The 20,633-nt window shown below is 35.2% G+C and carries 19 protein-coding genes; 16 read left to right on the top strand and 3 right to left on the bottom strand.

Features of this window, described 5'->3' with window-relative positions; translation table 11 throughout:
• Nucleotides 1–29 precede the first annotated feature (29 nt).
• The 4 genes from AC3IS5_RS14385 to AC3IS5_RS14370 all read left to right on the top strand — a co-directional run bounded on the left by AC3IS5_RS14385 (nt 30) and on the right by AC3IS5_RS14370 (nt 5,086).
• Complete coding sequence (locus AC3IS5_RS14385) at nt 30–1,796, top strand: glycoside hydrolase family 36 protein (RefSeq protein WP_489425042.1); 1,767 nt, start codon at nt 30–32, stop codon at nt 1,794–1,796.
• Nucleotides 1,797–1,888: 92 nt separating this feature from the next.
• Nucleotides 1,889–2,932, top strand: coding sequence for a LacI family DNA-binding transcriptional regulator (locus AC3IS5_RS14380; protein WP_489425041.1), 1,044 nt, complete (start codon nt 1,889–1,891; stop codon nt 2,930–2,932).
• Nucleotides 2,933–3,014: 82 nt separating this feature from the next.
• Nucleotides 3,015–4,385, top strand: a complete 1,371-nt coding sequence (locus AC3IS5_RS14375) for an MGH1-like glycoside hydrolase domain-containing protein (protein WP_489425040.1) — start codon at nt 3,015–3,017, stop codon at nt 4,383–4,385.
• Between the two features lie 71 nt (nt 4,386–4,456).
• Entirely contained in the window at nt 4,457–5,086 is a 630-nt protein-coding gene (locus AC3IS5_RS14370) for a YesL family protein (protein ID WP_489425039.1), read from the top strand.
• Nucleotides 5,087–5,415: 329 nt separating this feature from the next.
• Here the strand turns inward: AC3IS5_RS14370 and AC3IS5_RS14365 are convergent, their stop codons facing one another.
• A complete protein-coding gene (locus AC3IS5_RS14365) occupies nt 5,416–6,321 on the bottom strand; it encodes an AraC family transcriptional regulator (protein ID WP_489425038.1) in 906 nt (301 codons plus the stop codon).
• A gap of 179 nt (nt 6,322–6,500) precedes the next feature.
• Between AC3IS5_RS14365 and AC3IS5_RS14360 the strand changes: the two genes are divergently transcribed.
• Nucleotides 6,501–7,826 (top strand): alpha-glucosidase/alpha-galactosidase, encoded by a 1,326-nt coding sequence (locus tag AC3IS5_RS14360; RefSeq protein ID WP_489425037.1) that lies wholly within the window; start codon nt 6,501–6,503, stop codon nt 7,824–7,826.
• Between the two features lie 360 nt (nt 7,827–8,186).
• Here AC3IS5_RS14360 and ku read toward each other — a convergent pair whose 3' ends face one another.
• Entirely contained in the window at nt 8,187–9,011 is an 825-nt protein-coding gene (gene ku, locus AC3IS5_RS14355) for a non-homologous end joining protein Ku (protein WP_489425036.1), read from the bottom strand.
• Nucleotides 9,012–9,120: 109 nt separating this feature from the next.
• On the opposite strand from ku, the gene AC3IS5_RS14350 reads away from it, so the two are divergent.
• The 4 genes from AC3IS5_RS14350 (at nt 9,121) to AC3IS5_RS14335 (ending at nt 12,706) form a co-directional block, all read left to right on the top strand.
• Entirely contained in the window at nt 9,121–10,959 is a 1,839-nt protein-coding gene (locus tag AC3IS5_RS14350) for a DNA ligase D (RefSeq protein ID WP_489425035.1), read from the top strand.
• 242 nt (nt 10,960–11,201) lie between these two features.
• On the top strand, nt 11,202–11,540 hold the full coding sequence (locus AC3IS5_RS14345) for a hypothetical protein (RefSeq protein WP_489425034.1): 339 nt from the start codon (nt 11,202–11,204) through the stop codon (nt 11,538–11,540).
• A 127-nt stretch (nt 11,541–11,667) separates the two neighbouring features.
• Nucleotides 11,668–11,967 carry a hypothetical protein gene (locus tag AC3IS5_RS14340; RefSeq protein ID WP_489425033.1) on the top strand — a complete coding sequence of 100 codons (300 nt, stop codon included), beginning with the start codon at nt 11,668–11,670 and terminating at the stop codon, nt 11,965–11,967.
• Nucleotides 11,968–12,256: 289 nt separating this feature from the next.
• Nucleotides 12,257–12,706 (top strand): helix-turn-helix domain-containing protein, encoded by a 450-nt coding sequence (locus tag AC3IS5_RS14335; RefSeq protein WP_489425032.1) that lies wholly within the window; start codon nt 12,257–12,259, stop codon nt 12,704–12,706.
• Between the two features lie 91 nt (nt 12,707–12,797).
• Here AC3IS5_RS14335 and AC3IS5_RS14330 read toward each other — a convergent pair whose 3' ends face one another.
• Nucleotides 12,798–13,220 carry a helix-turn-helix domain-containing protein gene (locus tag AC3IS5_RS14330; RefSeq protein WP_489425031.1) on the bottom strand — a complete coding sequence of 141 codons (423 nt, stop codon included), beginning with the start codon at nt 13,218–13,220 and terminating at the stop codon, nt 12,798–12,800.
• A gap of 496 nt (nt 13,221–13,716) precedes the next feature.
• On the opposite strand from AC3IS5_RS14330, the gene AC3IS5_RS14325 reads away from it, so the two are divergent.
• The 7 genes from AC3IS5_RS14325 (at nt 13,717) to AC3IS5_RS14295 (ending at nt 20,610) form a co-directional block, all read left to right on the top strand.
• Nucleotides 13,717–14,133, top strand: a complete 417-nt coding sequence (locus AC3IS5_RS14325) for a hypothetical protein (RefSeq protein WP_489425030.1) — start codon at nt 13,717–13,719, stop codon at nt 14,131–14,133.
• Nucleotides 14,134–14,611: 478 nt separating this feature from the next.
• On the top strand, nt 14,612–15,325 hold the full coding sequence (locus tag AC3IS5_RS14320) for a polysaccharide deacetylase family protein (RefSeq protein WP_489427901.1): 714 nt from the start codon (nt 14,612–14,614) through the stop codon (nt 15,323–15,325).
• Between the two features lie 95 nt (nt 15,326–15,420).
• Nucleotides 15,421–15,549: a hypothetical protein gene (locus tag AC3IS5_RS14315; protein WP_489425029.1), complete on the top strand. Its 129-nt coding sequence runs from the start codon at nt 15,421–15,423 to the stop codon at nt 15,547–15,549.
• Between the two features lie 433 nt (nt 15,550–15,982).
• On the top strand, nt 15,983–17,662 hold the full coding sequence (locus tag AC3IS5_RS14310) for a formate--tetrahydrofolate ligase (RefSeq protein ID WP_489425028.1): 1,680 nt from the start codon (nt 15,983–15,985) through the stop codon (nt 17,660–17,662).
• A gap of 210 nt (nt 17,663–17,872) precedes the next feature.
• Nucleotides 17,873–18,511 (top strand): class I SAM-dependent methyltransferase, encoded by a 639-nt coding sequence (locus AC3IS5_RS14305; protein WP_489425027.1) that lies wholly within the window; start codon nt 17,873–17,875, stop codon nt 18,509–18,511.
• Between the two features lie 32 nt (nt 18,512–18,543).
• On the top strand, nt 18,544–19,479 hold the full coding sequence (locus tag AC3IS5_RS14300; RefSeq protein WP_489425026.1) for a PLP-dependent cysteine synthase family protein: 936 nt from the start codon (nt 18,544–18,546) through the stop codon (nt 19,477–19,479).
• Nucleotides 19,480–20,610, top strand: coding sequence for a bifunctional cystathionine gamma-lyase/homocysteine desulfhydrase (locus AC3IS5_RS14295; RefSeq protein WP_489425025.1), 1,131 nt, complete (start codon nt 19,480–19,482; stop codon nt 20,608–20,610).
• The last annotated feature ends 23 nt before the right edge of the window (nt 20,611–20,633 follow it).

Below are 20,633 nucleotides of genomic sequence, written 5' to 3'. Positions count from 1 at the left end.
AATAAATTTAACAGAAAAGAGGGAGCGCTATGCTTACACAACAAAATATTAAAATAGAAGCAGTTTGTGATCCGATTGTGGATGTAAAACTAGAGGAATATAAAATAAATGATATTACCTATGTGAATGTTCAAATTGATGCAAAGGAATTCATTCATTTTCCGAAAGTCGATCTTATTTGGCATTATCCCATTATAGATATTCAATCGTATTGGCATCCTGGTTCAGGTCGCAGTAAAAGGTTTGGAGTAGATTGGGATGGTGGATTTTCCTCAAAAGGAACCGTTTCTGCACCTGTTGGTTGCTTTTATAGCCAGGATGGGAAAAATCGTCTCTCGGTTGCTTATTCTAAAGCGATGGAAACAGTGGGTTTTAATCTTGGAGTACATGAAGAAAATGGGACAATTAAATGTCAAATTACATTATTCACTGAACAGACAAAAAAAATGAAGCAATATCATGCAACGATTCGAATTGACACAAGGGACATTCCTTATTATGAAGCAATTAAGGAGATGTCCAAATGGTATGAAACGATCGAAAATAATAAACCATCTATTGTTCCAGAAGAATCTAAACTCCCTATGTATTGTACATGGTATAGTTTTCACCAAAATGTAACGGATCACGATATTGAAGAACAGTCCCGGCTTGCTAAACAGTTTGGATGTGAAGCTGTTATTGTTGATGATGGGTGGCAAACCGAAGACAATCAGCGTGGGTATGCTTATTGTGGTGATTGGGAGGTTGCAGCAAGTAAAATACCTAATATGAAGGAACATGTCGAGAAAGTACATGCTATGGGGATGAAATATTTATTGTGGTACAGTGTCCCATTTGTCGGGAAGCATGCTAAAGTCTGGGATCAGTTTAGCGATAAAATTTTATATTTTCAGGAATCTCTCCAAGCAGGGGTGCTTGATCCTAGATATCCAGAAGTAAGAGAATATCTCATTTCCGTTTATGAAACTGCTTTAAAGGAATGGAATATTGACGGGTTTAAATTTGATTTTATAGATAACTTCGACGTAAGAAGAGCAAATGAAAAGGCTTTAGAGCCAGATGAAAATCGGGATTTTGAATCTGTTCAAGAAGCTGTAGATCGGTTGTTAACAGATGTTATGGAAAGGCTACGAGTCATCAAACCAAGTATTATGATTGAGTTTAGACAAAGATATATTGGCCCACATATGAGAAATTACGGTAATATTTTCCGTGTAATGGATTGTCCTAATGATGCCATTACTAATCGTGTTGGTGTTATTGATTTGCGTTTATTCTCCGGGAGTACAGCGGTTCATTCCGACCCGATTATGTGGAATAAAAAGGATACCGTAGAAAGTGCTGCTTTACAGCTAATCAATGTCTTATTCGGTGTTCCGCAATTTTCGATGCGCTTTGAAAACTTATCTCATAGTCATTTAGAGATGGCTAAATATTGGTTAGGTTTTTGGAAGGAACACCGAGATGTATTATTGAACGGTAAATTAAAAGCCGAAGCACCAGAACTATTATATCCTATAGTAAGTGCAGAAAATGATGTGACAAAGATTATTGCTGTCTATGGGGATGTTGTTGTAAAAAGCGGAAAATCAAGTGTGTCAAATTTAATTATTGTGAATGGCACTTTAAATGAAGAACTTGTACTGGACTTAGAAGAAGACATTATGGATCACACTTTAGAAATATATGATTGCTGTGGTCATTTAGTAAAGAAACAATCCCTATCATTACCCGCTGGTTTAAATCGGTTGCATGTGCAGAAATCAGGCATCCTTATGATAAAAAAAGGATAAAATTGTCGATTCATCAGGCCTTTGCTATGATAGTAATTAATTCAGTAATGATTAACTGAAATTATGGGCTATAAAGAGAAAGAGGTTTTTGGATGGCGACAATTAAAGACATTGCTAAGTTATCTAATGTTTCAACATCTACTGTATCACGAGTACTTAACAACGATTCTTCCTTATCCGTAACAGAAGAAACAAGAAAAAAAGTGAACGAAGTTGCAGAAAAGCTTCAATATACTTTACCTCAAAGAAAGAGCGTTAGAAAGCAGCATGAACTTAAAGATATGAAAATTGGTCTGATCATTTATTGTTCAGAAAAGCTAGAAGATGAAGATCCTTATTTCTTATCTATACGTCAAGGTGTTGAGCAGGAATTATATCATTATGGTTTAGAAATTTCAAAGGTTATTCGATGGATTAATTATGATTCATATGAAAGCTTGAATGGTTTAGATTCTTTAATTGTGATTGGAAAAATAGATTTTGATTTTTTAAATCCGTTTTTCGTACAAATAAAAAATATCGTATTTGTTGATTATTCCCCAAATGATGAAATGTTTGATTCTGTGATTGTTGATTTTGAAAAAGCGACATATAAAGCACTAGACCATCTGCTGGAAAATGGCCATGCGTCAATAGGGTTTATCGGGGGGACGGTTTTTTTACATCAATTCGGGTCAAAAGCTGGGTCAAAGCAGATGGATAAACGACTAAAAGGTTTCCAAAAATATATGGAAAGCAAAGGGTTGTTTAATGAAGACCATCTTTATATTGGGGACAATTTTACTACACAAACTGGTTATGAGTTAATGAAAAAAGCCATAAGCAATAATTGTCTGCCTACTGCGTTTATTATAGCGAGTGATCCAATGGCTATTGGTGCATACAGAGCTCTTGAGGAGGCTGGCATAAGTATCCCAAATGAAGTGTCCATCGTAGGATTTGATGATATTACAATTGCCCAATATATGACTCCTCCACTAACAACAATAAAAGTATATTCTAATGAAATGGGAAAAGCAGCAGTTAGACTATTGGATGAAAAGTTAAATGGGAGGGAAGTTTCCATGAAATTAGTCGTCCCTACAAAGCTTATTATTCGGCAAAGCACTGTAAATAAATTTGAAAATAATAGATAGGATTTTTTCTAACCACCCGAATTAGGTTAGGCAGTCAGAAATTTACCGCATTTGACTTCTTACTAAGAAAGTTGGACTATAAATGAATAATATGGAAAACTCAATAGGAAAGGTAGAATTCGAATCTTCTTCTTCTTTTCTAAATAAAGGATTTACGTGGGCAAAACAAGAAGCGCTTTCCTATGCCCATAATGGTGAAGATACTGTTGGATTGTGGTATGAAGCTGCTTTACCAGGAAGAGCTGCATTTTGTATGCGTGATGTAGCACATCAAAGTACAGGTGCTTCCATTCTAGGACTTCAGAATCATACAAAGAATATGTTATCTAAATTTGCAGCGGGAATTTCTAGTGAGAGAGATTGGTGCAGTTATTGGGAAATTAATAAGGAAAATACCCCAGCCTCTGTAGATTATCGATGTGATTCTGACTTTTGGTATAATCTTCCCGCTAATTTTGATATTTTAGACGCATGTTATCGGCAATTCCTTTGGACAGGCGATTCAGAGTACCTCAATAATCCTAAATTCATAACATTTTATGAGAAAACAATTAATGAATATGTACAAGCTTGGGATAAAGATCATGATGGGTTAATGGAACATTATCCTGAGTATGGAAGACGTGGTATTGCCTCTTATAATGAAGATGGGTTACAGCCGCTTATTGCAGGAGATTTAATTGCTGCACAATATGCAGGTTATAGTGCTTTTTGGAAAATTAATGAGTTAAAAGGCAACCATCAATTGGCAAAAGTTTATAAAGAAAAAGCGGCACAGTTGCAAAAAATATATCAGAACGATTGGTGGAATGAAAAATCATCCAGATTCTATGGTGCACTGTTACAAAATGGAGAATTTTATGAGCCTTATTATGATATAGCCAATTTTTTACCGCTTTATTTTGGACTTGTTTCTGATAAGGAAAAATTAAAACTTGCGGTAAAAGACGTAAAACAGAATGGTGTTGTTAATGTAGAAGGAAAATCCTATTTCCCAGAGATTTATTATAAAAATGGGGAGAATGAGGAAGCTTATGCTATATTGCTAGAATTAATAGACCCTAGTTTAAATAGAAGAGAATATCCAGAGGTTTCTTATGCCGTGATTGGTTCGATTGCAACTGGGATGATGGGGATTTCAGCAAATGGTGACACTGAAATTACAACTATGTCTAGATTACCTAATGAACTAGAGTGGGCAATAATGAGGAATGTGCCTATTTTAAATAATGTACTTGATATTTCCCATCACTCTAATAAAGAAACACGTTTAACGAATCGTTCCGGTAATCCTTTAACATGGAAAGTCCAGTTTTCATGTAAAAAGGAGCAATGTTTGATTAACAACGTAACGGTTGATCTACAACATGAATATGGTTTGGATGGAGTAGTAACTTCTTTTGCTATCGTAACGGTGAATGAAGGGGAAACGATATGTGCAAGTGCTATATAGGGATGGAGGTGAAAGCTTAGTTATCTATATTTATAAATTCATTATAGTATAGAAATAACTAGGTGGAAAAAATGGGAGTGGAAGGTCTAATAGGAGGGATTTATCGCATTTGTGAATGGATCATGCGATTTGCTTATATAAATATACTTTGGATTTTTTTTACCTTGCTCGGTTTCATTGTTTTTGGTGCAGCTCCAGCTTCCGCAGCTATGTTTGCAATCTCAAGAAAATGGGTAATGGGCAAAGAAGATACTCCAATTTTTTCTGTTTTTTGGGATACATATCGGAAGGGATTTATTAAAGCGAATCTAGTGACATTTTTTATGCTTCTCATCGGTTTTTTATTGTATATTGATATTCGATTATTTCAACAAATGGAAAATATCATTTCCTATGTTATTTCTTTTATTCTAATGGGTGTTTTATTGATTTATTTTGCTGCTTGTTTTTATCTTTTTCCATTATTAGTTCATTATGAATTCAAGGTTTTTCAATATATTAAGTATTCATTCCTATATGCCGTGTCTTATCCTATGCACTCGATATTAATGATTGTTGGGACAGTAATTATTTATTTCGTTGTTACAACCATACCAGGGCTACTTCCTGTCCTTAGTGTTGGTCCGCTAAGTGTTTTAATAATCTCAATCAGCTATCGGGTGTTTTCAAAAAAAACGCAACATATGGGATCGTTAACGTAATGAAGCATGATCGGCATTGAAAAAAGGATCTTCAATCGAAGATCCTTTTTAGCTGCATGTTCAATTATCAATCAAGCAGATTGCCGCCAAGATGGGTAGGGTGATTCAGACTTGCAATCGAAAGAGCAGATTTGGAATTGGCCATAAGTGTTGTAGTTTTCATTTTTTTGATAGGTGACAAAAGACCAGCTACTATCTTGTTATGATAGTAGCTGGTCTTTGTGATGAACACATAGATGCGAAACTCTAGAAAAGCGCCTATTTGTTGAAGAAAATCCATCTAAATTTAACTTTTTTTATTGACCTACTTCTTTTGTATTGCCATGAGCCTAATCAATGATCAAATGATTAATCTCGACAAAGTCTTTGCTGGAACGAAATGTCCCGGCGGACACACCGATTGCTTTACGGAACACTTTGTTGAAATAGTTGGCATTTGAATAACCTACTTGATCAGCAATGTCCTTAACAGCGAGGCTCGTTGAACGAAGAAGTTCCGCTGCTTTTTGAATCCTGATTTTAGTAAGGTATTGAACAGGCGTCATATTCAGTTGATGCTGAAACTGCTTAATAAAATAATATCTTGAGAAACCAGATATGGCAGCTATTTCGTCGAGTGTAAGCGGTTCATGATAATGTGTTTGAATAAAGGATAGGGCTTTTGTAATCTGAGGAGAGAAACCTTTCGATGCTTTTTCGATGTTCCTTGTAAAACGGTAACACTCCATAATAAATTCATAAGCTTTTGCAGAGGCATAATATGCGTCTGTAATCTTTTGGTCATATGTGTCTTGATAGATTTTCAGCAAGAGCTGAATTAGCTTGGAGTCTGGAGGGATTTTTAAGACAGGGCCACTCTGTTCTTTCATAAACCGCCAGCAATCGGCTGCTTCTTTTCCTACTAACGTAATAAATACAAACTCCCATCCTTTGCTATCCTTTGGAAGAAAATAACGATGATCGCTTGGGATCTCGACAATGAATGCGTCCCCCGCCTCCAATGAAAAACTGTTACCCCCTATATCAAGCCTTCCCAATCCTGACAGAGTATATTGAAACACATAGGTGCCGACATCTCTTCGCTTTAATCCGTTCCAATCATACACTTCACCGAGCATTTTCGTTTCCACGCCGAGCACTGAAATGTTTACCACATTGTTGGGAAAAGGTTCTTGAAAACGAAAACCGTACGTTCCATAATCCTTCAAATTTTTTCTCTCGTGAGTAAAAGACAATATTATACCCCCCTATCACAATAACTTACCATTGTAGTTAGCATGTAAACGTTTTATCATTATTATAACAACAAATAAATTAAAGTTGAATACAAGACAATCATCTTTTTTAAAAAGCAATTTTTTATCCTCGTTTAAAAGATTGACGGTCTCTGTTTCACTTTTCAGGAGGTAAATGTATGTCGAAAATTACGTTTATTGGAGCAGGAAGTACTATTTTTGCAAAAAATGTTCTGGGTGACTGCATGTTTGTTCCGGCATTAGCTGGGTTCGAGTTCGCATTATTTGATATTGATGAGCAACGTTTAAAAGATTCCGAAAATATGTTAAACAATTTAAAACAAAGTATACAGGCAAACGTTGTAGTGAAAGCCTATGCAGATCGCAAAGAAGCTTTAAGAGGAGCAAAATACGTTATAAATGCGATTCAAGTCGGCGGCTATAAACCAAGTACAGTAATAGATTTTGAAATTCCTAAAAAATACGGCCTTCGCCAAACAATTGCCGATACAATCGGGATTGGCGGGATTTTTCGTTCGCTTCGTACCATTCCAGTTTTGTGGGATTTTGCCAAGGATATTGAAGAAGTTTGTCCGGATGCCCTGTTTTTAAACTACACAAATCCGATGGCAACATTAACAGGAGCAATGCTGCGCTATACAAATGTCAAAACAGTCGGATTATGTCACAGCGTACAAGTTTGCAGCGAGCACCTTTTAAAATCTTTAGGAATGGATCATGAGGGCGTCGAAGAAAAAATCGCTGGTATTAACCATATGGCCTGGCTCCTTGAAATCAAGCGTGACGGCAAAGATTTATATCCGGAAATTAAACGTCGTGCAAAAGAAAAACAACAATCAAAACATAATGATATGGTCCGCTTTGAGTTAATGGATAAATTCGGATTTTACGTGACGGAGTCATCTGAGCATAATGCCGAGTACCATCCGTACTTCATTAAACGCAATTATCCGGACCTAATCGAGAAATTCAATATCCCTCTTGATGAGTACCCGCGTCGTTGTGTAGAGCAAATTGAACGCTGGGAAAAAATGCGTAACGAGATTGTTAACGATGCTCAGCTTACCCATACTCGTACTCGTGAATATGGTTCCCATATTATTGAAGCGATTGAGACGAATGTTCCATTCAAATTTGGCGGCAACATTTTAAATACGGGACGTTTAATTAGTAATTTGCCGGAAAAAGCGGTTGTTGAAGTTTCATGTGTTGCTGACCGCAGCGGAATCACTCCTTGCTATGTAGGAGATCTTCCAGAACAATTGGCGGCCCTTAACCGTACAAATATTAATACACAGCTTTTAACAATTGAAGCAGCCGTCAGCGGAAAGAGAGAACACATCTATCAGGCAGCAATGCTTGACCCTCATACGGCCGCTGAATTATCGATGGACGACATCATTGCGATGTGCGATGATTTAATTGAAGCACACGGTGACTGGATTCCAAAATTCGAAGATCGCAAAACCATTTCGTTCGCATAACAAAAAGAGCTAAAACCCGTCGCCGGTTTTAGCTCTTTTTTTCATTCATTTATGTTTAATTACTCAACTTTCACACAGTGAAATTGGCAAATATGCCTTGATATAACTGGGTAGACCCGCCATCCATTACTGAAGTTGCTTTTCGATTATGCGGAGAAGATTCTTATTACAGTAGAAAGGAAGAATGGTTCTTAAGTTGGATTGGTAATGGAAGAACTGATATAAAACACTCTATATTAGATCAATATCAAAAATTAGAAATGAAATATAAATTTGAATTAGGTGATGTTTGATATTGTAATTTCTCTTCTAATAAATGAAACAAAAATAGCCCTGTCCTTAATTGGATAGGGCTATTTATTATGAAGTCTTTTTTGTAGCTCTCTTTCTCGTAGTTGGTTTCTTCTTTGTAGTCTTAGTCCTATCTAACGAAGCTTGAAGTGCTGTCATCAAATCAGTAACGTTATTTGGAACTGGCTGTTTATCGCTTGCTGTTACAGTATTAGAAGCTTTTTTCTCTTCGATTAATTCCATTAAAGCAGTGCGATACTCGTCAGTATATTTTGTGGGCTCAAATACTGTTGTTAGTTGGTCAACTAACATTAGAGCTGTATCAAGCTCTTTCTGAACTACTATTTGTTCACTCGGAATATTAGGTACATCAGCAACATCCCTTACCTCATCGGGAAAATGAATTGTTTCCATGACTAACGAATCCTTATATACACGAACTATTGCCAATTGTTCCTTAGACCTTATAATGATTTTTGCAACGCCTATTTTTCCTGATTCCTCTAATGTTTTTCTTAATAGGGAATACGCTTTACTGCCAGTTGTGTCTGGCGATAAAAAATAAGAACGGTCAAAATAGATGGGATCAATTTCTTCTATCTTCACAAAATCGATTATTTCTACTGCCTTATCTTCATTTTCTTTTCTTAAGTTTTCAAGTTCCTCATCATCTAATACTACAAACTTATTCTTCGCATATTCATATGCTTTTACAATATCCTCTTCTTTAACTTCTTTATTACAACCTTCGCATACCTTTTTATAGCTAATCGGTGTATTACATTCTTTGTGTAATTGTCTTAGCTTAATATCTTTATTTTCAGTTGCAGTATGGAGCTTAACTGGTATATTAACCAATCCAAAACTAATGTTACCTTTCCAAACTGTATGCATTACTTTCACCTCGTTTTCTTCTTACTATGCAAACATTCGTCTTTTTTTATGTATCAATAGGAGAAATAATCAAAAACTAAATGTAAACCAGATGAAAGTAGGAGAGAAATTGAAGCCAATGCTCTTAACTGCAGCAACAGAAATTCCAGTCGGAGATGATTGGTTTTATGAAACGAAGTATGACGGTTTCAGATGTATGCTTGTTTGGGATGAAGAACCTATTTTAATAAGTAGAAGTGGAAATATACTTAATCAAAATTTTCCTGAGATCATTGAATTTTGCCTTGAAATTAAAGAACAAATAAATTCATTTCTACCACTTACTTTAGATGGTGAATTAGTTTTTTTAAGAAATAACTTTCAAAGTAATTTTGCAGTAGTACAGACAAGAGGTCGAATGCGTAGTCAAAATACTATCAAGAAACATGTAGAAAAGTTCTCATGTCATTTTGTCGTGTTTGATTGTTTGAAATATAAAGGTAAGAGTCAGACAAACTCATATTTAATAAAGCGCAAAGAGGTTTTACAAAAGTTATTCGAAACACTCGGTCTTCCAACTTCAATAAATAATGAAGACATAATCAATCGGCTACAGGCAATAGACGTGTTTAATAATAGTATTGAATTGTGGAAGAGAATATTAGTCAGTAATGGTGAGGGGATTATAGCAAAACGAAAGACCAGTAAATGGATTAGTGATAAGCGAACAGCTAACTGGTTAAAAATTAAAAATTGGAGATATGTTACTACTATTCTTACGAAATACAATAAAAGTAATGGTTTTTTTCATGGTGCTATTTATCAAGATAATCATCTTGTCGAAGTAGTTACTTTTAAACATGGTCTTAAAGAGGAAGAATCAACTACTTTAATTGCGCTATTTCAAACGAATGGGATAAAGATTTCAGAAAGTATTTGGGAACTTGAACCGTCTATTTGCGTAGAAATAGCGTGCATTGATTTTTTGGGCGAAACATTAAGAGAACCCATATTCAATTCCTTTAAGCTGGAGATGAACCCTGATGAATGTGCTTGGCAATATATGCAACGTCAGCTATACCCAATCCCTGAATCTGTTCAAGTTACACATCCGGATAAGTCTATATGGCCTGCAAGCAACATCTTAAAAGATGATTACTTATTGTATCTACAAAATGTTTCTCCTTATATGCTACCATTTTTACGTGAGCGAAATTTAACGATTATTCGCTATCCACACGGGGTGCCAGGAGGAAGCTTTTACCAGAAAAGTAGTCCGGATAATGTACCTGATTTTGTTACAACCAAACAAATAGGAGATACAAACTTCATTATTTGTAATAACGTCGAAACCCTTCTATGGTTGGGAAATCAATTAGCATTAGAATTCCACATTCCATTTCAACCTATCCAAACAGATAAACCAACTGAAATTGTATTTGATTTAGACCCACCATCTGTAAATGAATTTCATTTAGCAGTCAAAGCTGCATTGCATATGAAAGCTATCTTTGATCAATTCGAATTAATTTCTTTTGTAAAGACCTCTGGGGGAAAGGGAATGCAAATATATATTCCATTGCCTTTAGATGAATTTTCATATGAAGAGACTGGTATATTCACTAAGTTTGTTTGCGACTTTTTAATTGAACAGAATCCACAATGGTTTACGACTGAGCGCTTAAAGAAAAATAGAAATAATAAATTGTACCTGGATTATGTACAACATCGTGAGGGGAAGACAATAATTGCCCCATACTCACCGAGGGGAAATGAAGAAGGTTTTATTGCAACGCCGTTATTCTGGGATGAAGTAAACGAGACGTTGAATCCGAGTATGTTTACTATTTCTTCTGTTTTAGAACGTATTAATAGAGTGGGAAATCCTTTTTTTAGTTTTCGTCAAAGTGAAAACGATCAAAAGTTTACAGCTGTACTTAATCAATTAAAAGGACTCTTAGAAAAATAACATCATAAACTATCATTTTCTTTTTATTGCAAATAATGCTGATGGAGCATCATTAGTGCTTATCTCTACAAATACAGATAACTTTAGAGAGGCTGTTTAAACACAGCTCTCTTTTTTTATGCATTGCTTAAGTTGTCGGAATAGTATTAAGTAAATATTTAGATGTATTACAGTTTACTGTAATACAGAATGGTGATATAGTGAAAGTGATGAGGAAAACAGCATTAAAGGAGTTACGCAATATGAAAACATCATTAGAGTACAGCTTGGAAGTCGCAAATATCATCCTAAAACAGATTATTGCTCAGGATAGAATGGCACTACCTGAATGGGGAGCAAGAGAATACCTTGTAATAGATAGTGGGTTACAGTTTAGAATCAAAACTCCACTATATAAAAGAGGTGTTAGAGTATCAATAAAGCTAATCAGCTTAGATACATATGATATTGAGATTACTAGAGTCTCAGGTGATTCAATCAAAGTTCTTAATACTGTAAAAGGTGTATATTGCGATATGTTGATTGAGGTTATTAATAGCCTGATTGAGAAAGATGTAAAAGAAATAATATTTGTAGAATAGTGTAAAAGGAAAGGCTAAGAAAACAGCTTTTTCTCTTTGTTTATATATAATATTGTATTTTGTTAGAGGTGTATGTAATAAGCGTGGTAAGGATTACTCTCTACCAATATCATTGGAGGTCATTATTTTGGAAGTTATAAGAATGACAGAAATCGAAAAATCAATTGCTAATACACTTTACAATGAAGGGTTCATTGATGAAATTGATGATGTAATAACATTCATAAGAAATTATGTTCACATCTACACTGGATGTCGCTCAATGACGGACTTAGCAATTCAGGTAGCTGATGAGAGAGGGATCTTCCGTGATGCTCCTAGAGTATTAGTTGATAATTTTGATTACTACAGATACTCTCTAGAGCTCGTCTCAGTAACTACTTATTATCATGTATCAGGTACTACTTGGATAAGTGTAGATAAATAATTAGCTTAGGCTCTATCTGTTTTTTGCTGAATCAGGGAGTCCAGTTAGTAAATATTATGCTTTGGAGTTGTATAGTGAAGGAAAACGTACAGTAAAAGAGATTAAGGGAATCATAGGTGTTAGCAGGGCTACTATCTATTAAAAGATTAAAGAGGTAGCTTAATGACTGGATCTCAGGGGCTGTTATAGAGGAGGAAAGGAATCAACATGTTTCTTACATTTGTAGCACATCTTCAGAGAGCGGTCAGAAAATCTTGATAGTATATACAAAGAAAGCTCAGGAGGAATTATGTTGAAACCTACAGAAACAATAAAAACGAAAGCAATCAGGGAATTATGGGATGCAAAAATGGCTCCAAAAGAGATTGCAGAGGTCATGGGATTACATATTGCTACCATCCATAGAATCCTAGTGAGAATTGGAGCAAAAGCAAAGAATGAACAAGCAAGCAAGAGACTTACAGCAGAGCAAAAAGAGGACATTGTTAAGCTGTATCAAGAAGGAATGACAGTTGAGGAAATCATGGATACTGTTGGATGTTCAAAACCTACTATATACAGTTATGTGAACAAGGCAGGACTCAGTAGAGACATTCCTAAGGAAACAATAGACACAGCAATTGACTTATACATCAATCAAAAAATGGCAGTACCTGAAATTCTTAAAAAGGTAGGCATCAGCAAGGCTACATTCTATAGAAAGTTAAAAAAATATGAGCAAGAACAGGGGAAGCAATAAGCTCCTCCTTTTTTTATGACAAAAAACTGCCATCACAAAAAAAGACTGCCCTCAAAAGTCTGTTTTCACCGACTTTTTGGACAGCTTTTTTTTAATATTTATTTCCCAAATTAGCTTTCAATACGTTCTCTTTATACATTTCTTTAACTGATTCAGGCATAGTCTTTGATTCTGTCCAATCCTGAGATTCTTCTAAGTATGTAGAGGTCAATGCCTCAGGTAATCTTATCTCTATTATATCTGAAAGGTTAGTCACTCTAAGCGCAACCATTATAGCCATTATTTGTACTTTATTTATACTAATACCCTTACCGTTTATTATCTCTGATATAGTTCCAATTCTCATTCCTGTCATATTAGCTAAATCTTTTTGAGTTAAATTTCTCTCTTTTAATAGGTCATCTACTTTTATAATAAAATAAGCATCATTTAATTCTCTAGCTGTATTCACTACCACATCATTCATTAAAGAATGGGAAAACTCTAATACATTTTCAATTCTTATTTTCTTCACAATAATCCTCCTAAGGATGCTGATGGTAAGATATACCTCTTTTCCATATAACTCAATACCATAATATCAGTATCCTGTCACACATACAAGCCTGATTCTAATTAGAGTAGAGAGGAAAAGTACTCATTCTTTAATAGGTGGTAAGTAACTAATATGAAGCGAAATAAGTCTGTTTTAATAGGTGTTTTATAGGTGGGGAGTGAAAGTGAAGATAGAGTCTCTGAGATAATCACACATGAATTAACAACAAACATAAATCATTTTAAAACTACTAAGTTTGTGGTTTTCTTTACAGCAATTATAATAAGTATACTATGACATAATGGGAAGTGAATTATATTACAATCAGTTAGAGGAAGTTATTGAGCTGATACTGACTAAAGGAATTACATAAGAAATCAAGAGATAGTTCTTCTTTATTGTGCCATTTTATACCTCTTGAATAGCATTCATACTAATTTATACTAAGTTAGTTAGGCTTAATTTGGAGGTGGCAATGTTGCAAGTGTTGGTTGCTGGAAATATGATGACTGAGGAAGGTCGCAAGAAATTAGAGACTGTTGAGCAGGTAGTACTTTCTAATCCTACTGTACACAGTATTATACCTTTGAGACAGGGATTATATAATATGTTTGTGAGTGCTAGTCCTGATTATGATTGGGCATCTCACTTCTTTGAATATTTTGTTAGCAGTATAGAGAAAGCAGATAGAGTAGTATTTTTAAATGATAAGTCTGATGTTCATCTATCTAAAGGTTGGATTTATGGGTACTGCTTTTCTCTTGGTATTCCAGTTGTAATAATACAGGAGGATAATAATACTGAGGTTAATACTGATATATTTACAAGTCATAGTATACTAGCTACATTAGGGGATGTAAAAGAGTTATCAACATATGACTTTAGAGAATGAATACAGTTTATACATGAGGGGCTGAGAAATCAGCTCCTTTTTATTTTACCTACCTGTCACAATGCAAGGTCAACCTCAATTGCAGAAGTGCTTGAAGTGGATTATATGCATTTTGAAAATAGTCAACCAGATCTCTCTGGCTTACCTTAAAATACGAACGGGTGCTTTAGGGCAAATAGGATAGTGGATGACACACCATTAGCAAAGTAATATTGCATTGATTAACAAGGGAATTGTTGTTGTGGTTGCACAAAAAATTGGATTCGCGGCTGAACATGTTCCTTTTATTGTTGCAACAATGCCTGAATTACCAACAAAAAGTACAAAACATACGCTAAGCAAATTTCGACATGAAGAAAGCCGAATTTTCCCGATTTTTCCTTCGCTTTATGACTTATTCAATGTATTTTTTTGTTAGATTCACAAATAATAAATAAAGAAATTATTGTGGGAGTGAAAAAAATTGAAACGAACTATTATGATTTTGTCAGTATGTGTTATTTTTATCTCGATATTTTATTTCACATTGAATACTTCCGCGGATAAAGGAAGAAAGTACTACGAACAAGCAGGGCAGATTGTTTGGGAAATAAATACGGAAAAAAAAATTATTGCCTTGACGTTTGATGATGGCCCTCATAAAAAATACACGCCTGAGATTTTAGATTTACTTGCCAAATACAATGCAAAAGCAACATTTTTTATTGTGGGTGAAAATGCAGAAAAGAATCCCGAAGTCGTTTTACGAATGTATGAAGATGGGCATGAATTAGCAATTCACACATATACACATCCGTTAAAAACTAATATACCGAATTTATTGAAAGAAATAAAACAAACACATGAAACGATTTATGGAATTAGTGGCTATTCTCCCGTATTATTCAGACCTGTCGAAGGACAATACACTGATGGGATGATAGAGGCAATTGTAAAGGAAGGGTATAAAGTGGTTATGTGGTCTTGGCATCAAGATACAATGGATTGGAAAAATCCTGGTGTTAATAAAATTGTAGATACTGTGTTAAAAGGTGCAAAGGAAGGAAATATAGTCCTTTTTCATGATGGAGGTGGAAATCGAGAACAAACTATAAAAGCATTGGAAGAAATCCTACCAAAACTCAAAAATAAGGGATATAAATTTGTAACTATTTCAGAGTTACTTGAGGTGCAAAAAGCAAAAGAAAAATAAAAAGACGCTACTTTTGTTAACGATGCAAACTCCCATTGAATTTTCTTGTTGATATAAATGTGAGCGGCTTGAAATTGTTGGAAGGGGGACAGAAAATGAAAGTTTTAATTCAAAATGAATTTGGTGATGCTAGTGTCTTTACATATACAGGTGTTGCTTTTCCGAAAATAGGTAAAAATGAAGTGTTGATAAAGCAGCATATTCGAGTGTTATGCAGATATTAAAAAACGAAACGTAGAGGGAATAAAGGGAAAGGTAATTTTCATTTAATGCTTGAGTTGGATGTAGTAGGAACAATTGAAGAGATCTCTCCTAAATTAAACTTTTCAAAAGGAGAACGAGTAATGGCTTTCCCGAAAGATGATGCCTCTAGAGAGAAAAGAATTGAAAATTTAAGTAGCGTGATATTTCATTAATTTTTATTCGATTGTAAATTTAATCAAAATAAAAGCACTTCAAATTTTAGATTTTGTCTAAAATTTGGGGTGCAGTTCATAGCCGTTGCTCTTGATAAAAATTGTCAATTGATTGTCGAATAAGCAAATGTTTTGTTGGGGAAAGTATTTTATAATAGTCTTAGATAGAAAATTATAAGATTTACATCTCATTACCTTCAACACTAGAAAATGAGTAATGTAAACGAAAGAGGGATCTGCTGTGTCTAAAACCGCTCAACCTTTATCAGATTTAGAAATTGCACAAAATGCTACAATGCGCCCTATTACGGAGATTGCAGAAATAGCAGGTATTCCACAAGAAGCACTGGAACTTTACGGAAACTATAAAGCGAAAATCAATCCATTAAAACTAAACAAAAACACATCTTCAGCTAAAGTCGTTCTTGTAACAGCGATTAGCCCTACACCTGCAGGCGAAGGTAAATCAACTGTGACCGTAGGACTTGCTGATGCACTTAACCAACTAAATGAAAAAGTTATCGTTGCATTACGAGAACCTTCACTTGGTCCGATAATGGGTATGAAGGGCGGGGCAACTGGTGGTGGCTACGCTCAAGTATTGCCGATGGATGATATCAATCTTCATTTCACTGGAGACATCCATGCAATTACTACTGCAAATAATGCCCTTGCTGCATTAATAGATAATCATATCCATCAAGGTAACGTGTTGCAAATAGACCCACGACGAATTATTTGGAAAAGATGCTTAGATATGAATGATCGAGCACTTCGTAATATTGTTATTGGTTTAGGTGGTCCTGTGCAAGGAACACCACGAGAAGATGGCTTTGATATAACTGTAGCTTCAGAGATTATGGCTATCTTCTGTTTAGCAAAAGATTTACAAGATTTAAAAAAACGTATTTCTGATATTGTCATTGGCTACACGTATCAGCGTGAACCAGTGTTTGTTCGTGATTTAGGAGTAGAAGGTGCCCTAACATTATTGTTAAGAGATGCGTTTAAGCCTAATTTGGTTCAAACAATAGAAGGGACCCCAGCTATTATTCATGGTGGACCATTTGCTAATATTGCACACGGATGTAATTCGATAGCGGCAACAAATACAGCACGTAAGTTAGCGGACATAGTCGTTACAGAAGCGGGATTTGGCGCAGATTTAGGTGCTGAGAAATTTATGAATATTAAAGCAATGCAAGGTGGATTCAAACCTAGTACAGTTGTAATTGTTGCCACAGCTCGTGCATTGAAAATGCACGGAGGAGCACTTAAAACCGAATTGAAAGCAGAAAATGTAGAAGCTATTACTAAAGGGATTGAAAATTTAGCTAAGCATGTGGATACAATTCGTAACTTCGGTGTTGAACCTATAATCGCATTAAATCGCTTCATCACAGATACAGAAGAAGAACTTTCTGTTATTTTAAATTGGTGTAGAGAAAACAATGTGAAAATAGCACGTACGAATGTCTGGGAAGAAGGCGGCAAAGGTGGTATTGAATTAGCTAAACAAGTACTATCTGTTATTAACGAAGAAAATAACTTCACGCCACTTTACGATGTCTCGGCACCAATTGAACAAAAAGTCCGCACAATTGTTCAAAAGGTATACGGGGGAATGGATGTTCACTTTACAGATAAAGCCCTAAAACAAATAGCACAAATCGAAAAATTCGGTTGGGATACACTACCGATTTGTATGGCAAAAACACAGTATTCTTTATCTGACCAACCAACCTTATTAGGTCGTCCAGAAAACTTTACAGTAACAGTAAGAGAAGTTATCCCTAAACTAGGTGCCAAGTTCCTCGTTTGTTTAACAGGAGATATTATGACTATGCCTGGTTTACCAAAAGCTCCAGCAGCATTGAAAATGGATGTCGATGCTGAAGGAAATGCTGTTGGACTATTTTAAGTATTGAGTTGAATGAGGAGTTGTCTAATTTTTGATTTAAAATCAATTTTAGACAACTCTTTTTTTATTTGTATTCCATTAAAAAAAGTTTTCACCAATAAGATTAGTGAGTCATATAGTGGAGAAAAGTATTATGACTAATTTTGAAGGTAAACTATAAACTTAATACCAAGTATTTATATAAGGTTAATAAAGATTGGGGGAAAAAGAATGGGAAGGGAATTTATTTATCTCTTCGATGAATGGGCGAAGTCATACGAAGCATCCGTAACTGGTCAGCATAAAGAATATCGAGATGTTTTCGAAGGGTATGAAAGTATATTAGAAAAAGTTGCGAATGCTTCAACAGGTACCGTAATTGAATTTGGAACTGGCACAGGAAATTTGACGCTTAAATTGGTGGCCGCAGGAAGAGAAGTTATTGGTATCGAACCGCATGAGACTATGCGTGAAATTACGACGAAAAGATGTCCAAATGTTCATCTTATCGACGGTGATTTACAAAACTTCGAAATAGAAATTAAACATATAGATTCAATCGTTAGTACCTACGTGTTTCATCATTTAACGGATGAGGAAAAACAAGAAGCTTTAAAATCCTATTCCAAGCTATTAAAACCTGGAGGAAAAATAATTTTTGCAGATACAGCATTTGCAACTGAAGAGCATAAGCAAGCAATGATAACTAAGGAGAGGGCTCGTGGCTTCCATGAAGTCGCTGATGATCTAGAACGGGAGTATTATACAACAATTCCAAAACTACAAATAATGTTTCAACAAGCAAGTTTTGACGTTAAGTTTGAACAATTAAACGATTATGTTTGGTATATGGAAGCAATCAAAAAATGATTTATAAAAAGTGTTTAAAAGGTGGATTAAATATGGCTTTGTATAACAATGTTCAACAATTAATAGGCAATACACCTTTAATGGAGATTACCCATATTAAGATTCCTAATAATTGTCGTATATTTGCGAAATTAGAGTATTTAAATCCTGGTGGAAGTGTCAAAGATCGTCTTGGTATTTCATTATTGGAGGACGCGGAAAATCGAGGTGTAATACGCCCAGGTAGTACGATAATTGAGGCGACTGCTGGCAATACGGGAATCGGTTTAGCACTTGCTGCAATAGGAAAAAATTATCGTGTGATATTCGTTGTTCCTGAAAAATTCAGTCAAGAAAAACAAACATTAATGAAAGCTTTAGGTGCAGTAATAATCAATACACCAACAGCATTTGGAATGCATGGCGCTATTAAAAAGGTAAATGAACTGCTTGAAGAAATACCGGATTCCTTTTCACCATCACAGTTCTCCAATCCCGCAAACCCTGCAACATATGAATATACACTTGGTCCTGAGATTTGGAAAGATTTAGATGGTGACCTTGATGTGTTTGTAGCAGGGGCAGGTTCTGGTGGTACTTTCATGGGAACAGCTCGTTACTTAAAAAGACAAAAAGCCACTTTGAAAACAGTCATTGTAGAACCAGTTGGCTCCATATTAAATGGAGGAAGGGCAGCATCCCATGTTACAGAGGGGATTGGAATGGAGTTTTTACCTGATTATATGGAAAAATCTTATTTTGATGCCATTCATACAATTCAAGATAAGGATGCTTTCCACGCATTAAAAGAGTTAGCCAAGAAAGAAGGCTTGCTTGTAGGGAGTTCAGCTGGAGCCGCTTTCCACGCTGTTCTACTTGAAGCACAAATAGCAAAACCAGGAAGTAATATTGTTACTGTTTTTGCTGACTCGAGTGAACGCTATTTAAGTCAATCTATATACGAATTATTTGAAGAGGGGTCTGTCTAAATGAGAGCAAAAACAAAATTCATTCATGCTGGTATTGTTGGCGATGAAACAACTGGTGCAGTATCAACCCCTATTTATCAAGTAAGCACCTATAAACAAGATGCTGTTGGTAAATTTCGTGGCTATGAATACTCTCGAACAGGAAATCCAACACGCCATGCATTAGAAGTTTTGATTAGTAAGCTTGAAAATGGACATGCAGGATTTGCTTTTAGTTCAGGAATGGCTGCTATAAGCTCAGTAGTTATGCTCTTAAAACAAGGAGATCATATTATTGTCACTGATGATGTCTACGGAGGAACTTTTAGAGTTTTTACAAAAGTTTTAAATCGTTTTGGTATTGAGGCAACTTTTGTGGATACAGCTAATATTCAGGCTGTAGAAGATGCAATACAACCTAATACAAAAGCTATCTATATTGAAACTCCAACAAACCCATTGCTGAAAATAACAGATATAAAGCAGATCAGTACTTTAGCAAAACAGTACCAACTACTAACGATTGTAGATAACACTTTTTTAACCCCTTATTTACAACAGCCAATCACACTTGGAGCAGATATTGTTCTTCATAGTGCAACAAAGTATATTGGTGGACATAGTGATGTAATAGCAGGTCTTGTTGTTGTAAATAATGCAGAACTAGCAGAACAATTACACTTTGTTCAAAACTCTGTAGGTGCAATATTAGGGCCTCAGGATTCGTGGTTACTAATGCGTGGAATAAAAACTTTACCAATTCGAGTAGAAGAAGTAAATTCAAATACGCAAAGGATAGCAGAGTTTTTGGAACAACAAAGTAAGGTAGGCAAAGTATATTACCCAGGATTAATAAATCACCCAGGTCATGAATTACAAAAGACACAAGCAACTGGCTTTGGAGGTATGATTTCTTTTGATGTAGGAAGTGCAGAAAAAGCAGAAGAAATGCTCTCGAAGTTACGTTATTTTACATTAGCAGAAAGTCTTGGTGCAGTAGAAAGCTTGATATCCATCCCAGCGCGTATGACACATGCTTCTATTCCTGCAAAACGTCGTGCTGAACTGGGGATAGTAGATGGACTTGTACGCATTTCAGTAGGTATTGAAGACGTAGAAGATTTACTAGAAGACTTAGAACAAGCATTATAATAAAATAAATAGAAACAAAGTGA

Source organism: Viridibacillus sp. KH_047 (assembly GCF_057838945.1).
The sequence above is the reverse complement of the archived record's forward strand: the minus strand, read 5'-3'. Positions and strand labels throughout refer to the sequence as shown.

Coding starts and splice junctions, on each gene's coding strand:
- AC3IS5_RS14385 (WP_489425042.1), top strand. CDS start 30: ATGCTTACACAACAAAATATTAAAATAGAAGCAGTTTGTGATCCGATT.
- AC3IS5_RS14380 (WP_489425041.1), top strand. CDS start 1,889: ATGGCGACAATTAAAGACATTGCTAAGTTATCTAATGTTTCAACATCT.
- AC3IS5_RS14375 (WP_489425040.1), top strand. CDS start 3,015: ATGAATAATATGGAAAACTCAATAGGAAAGGTAGAATTCGAATCTTCT.
- AC3IS5_RS14370 (WP_489425039.1), top strand. CDS start 4,457: ATGGGAGTGGAAGGTCTAATAGGAGGGATTTATCGCATTTGTGAATGG.
- AC3IS5_RS14360 (WP_489425037.1), top strand. CDS start 6,501: ATGTCGAAAATTACGTTTATTGGAGCAGGAAGTACTATTTTTGCAAAA.
- ku (WP_489425036.1), bottom strand. CDS start 9,011: ATGCATACAGTTTGGAAAGGTAACATTAGTTTTGGATTGGTTAATATA.
- AC3IS5_RS14345 (WP_489425034.1), top strand. CDS start 11,202: ATGAAAACATCATTAGAGTACAGCTTGGAAGTCGCAAATATCATCCTA.
- AC3IS5_RS14335 (WP_489425032.1), top strand. CDS start 12,257: ATGTTGAAACCTACAGAAACAATAAAAACGAAAGCAATCAGGGAATTA.
- AC3IS5_RS14325 (WP_489425030.1), top strand. CDS start 13,717: ATGTTGCAAGTGTTGGTTGCTGGAAATATGATGACTGAGGAAGGTCGC.
- AC3IS5_RS14320 (WP_489427901.1), top strand. CDS start 14,612: ATGATTTTGTCAGTATGTGTTATTTTTATCTCGATATTTTATTTCACA.
- AC3IS5_RS14315 (WP_489425029.1), top strand. CDS start 15,421: ATGAAAGTTTTAATTCAAAATGAATTTGGTGATGCTAGTGTCTTTACA.
- AC3IS5_RS14305 (WP_489425027.1), top strand. CDS start 17,873: ATGGGAAGGGAATTTATTTATCTCTTCGATGAATGGGCGAAGTCATAC.
- AC3IS5_RS14300 (WP_489425026.1), top strand. CDS start 18,544: ATGGCTTTGTATAACAATGTTCAACAATTAATAGGCAATACACCTTTA.
- AC3IS5_RS14295 (WP_489425025.1), top strand. CDS start 19,480: ATGAGAGCAAAAACAAAATTCATTCATGCTGGTATTGTTGGCGATGAA.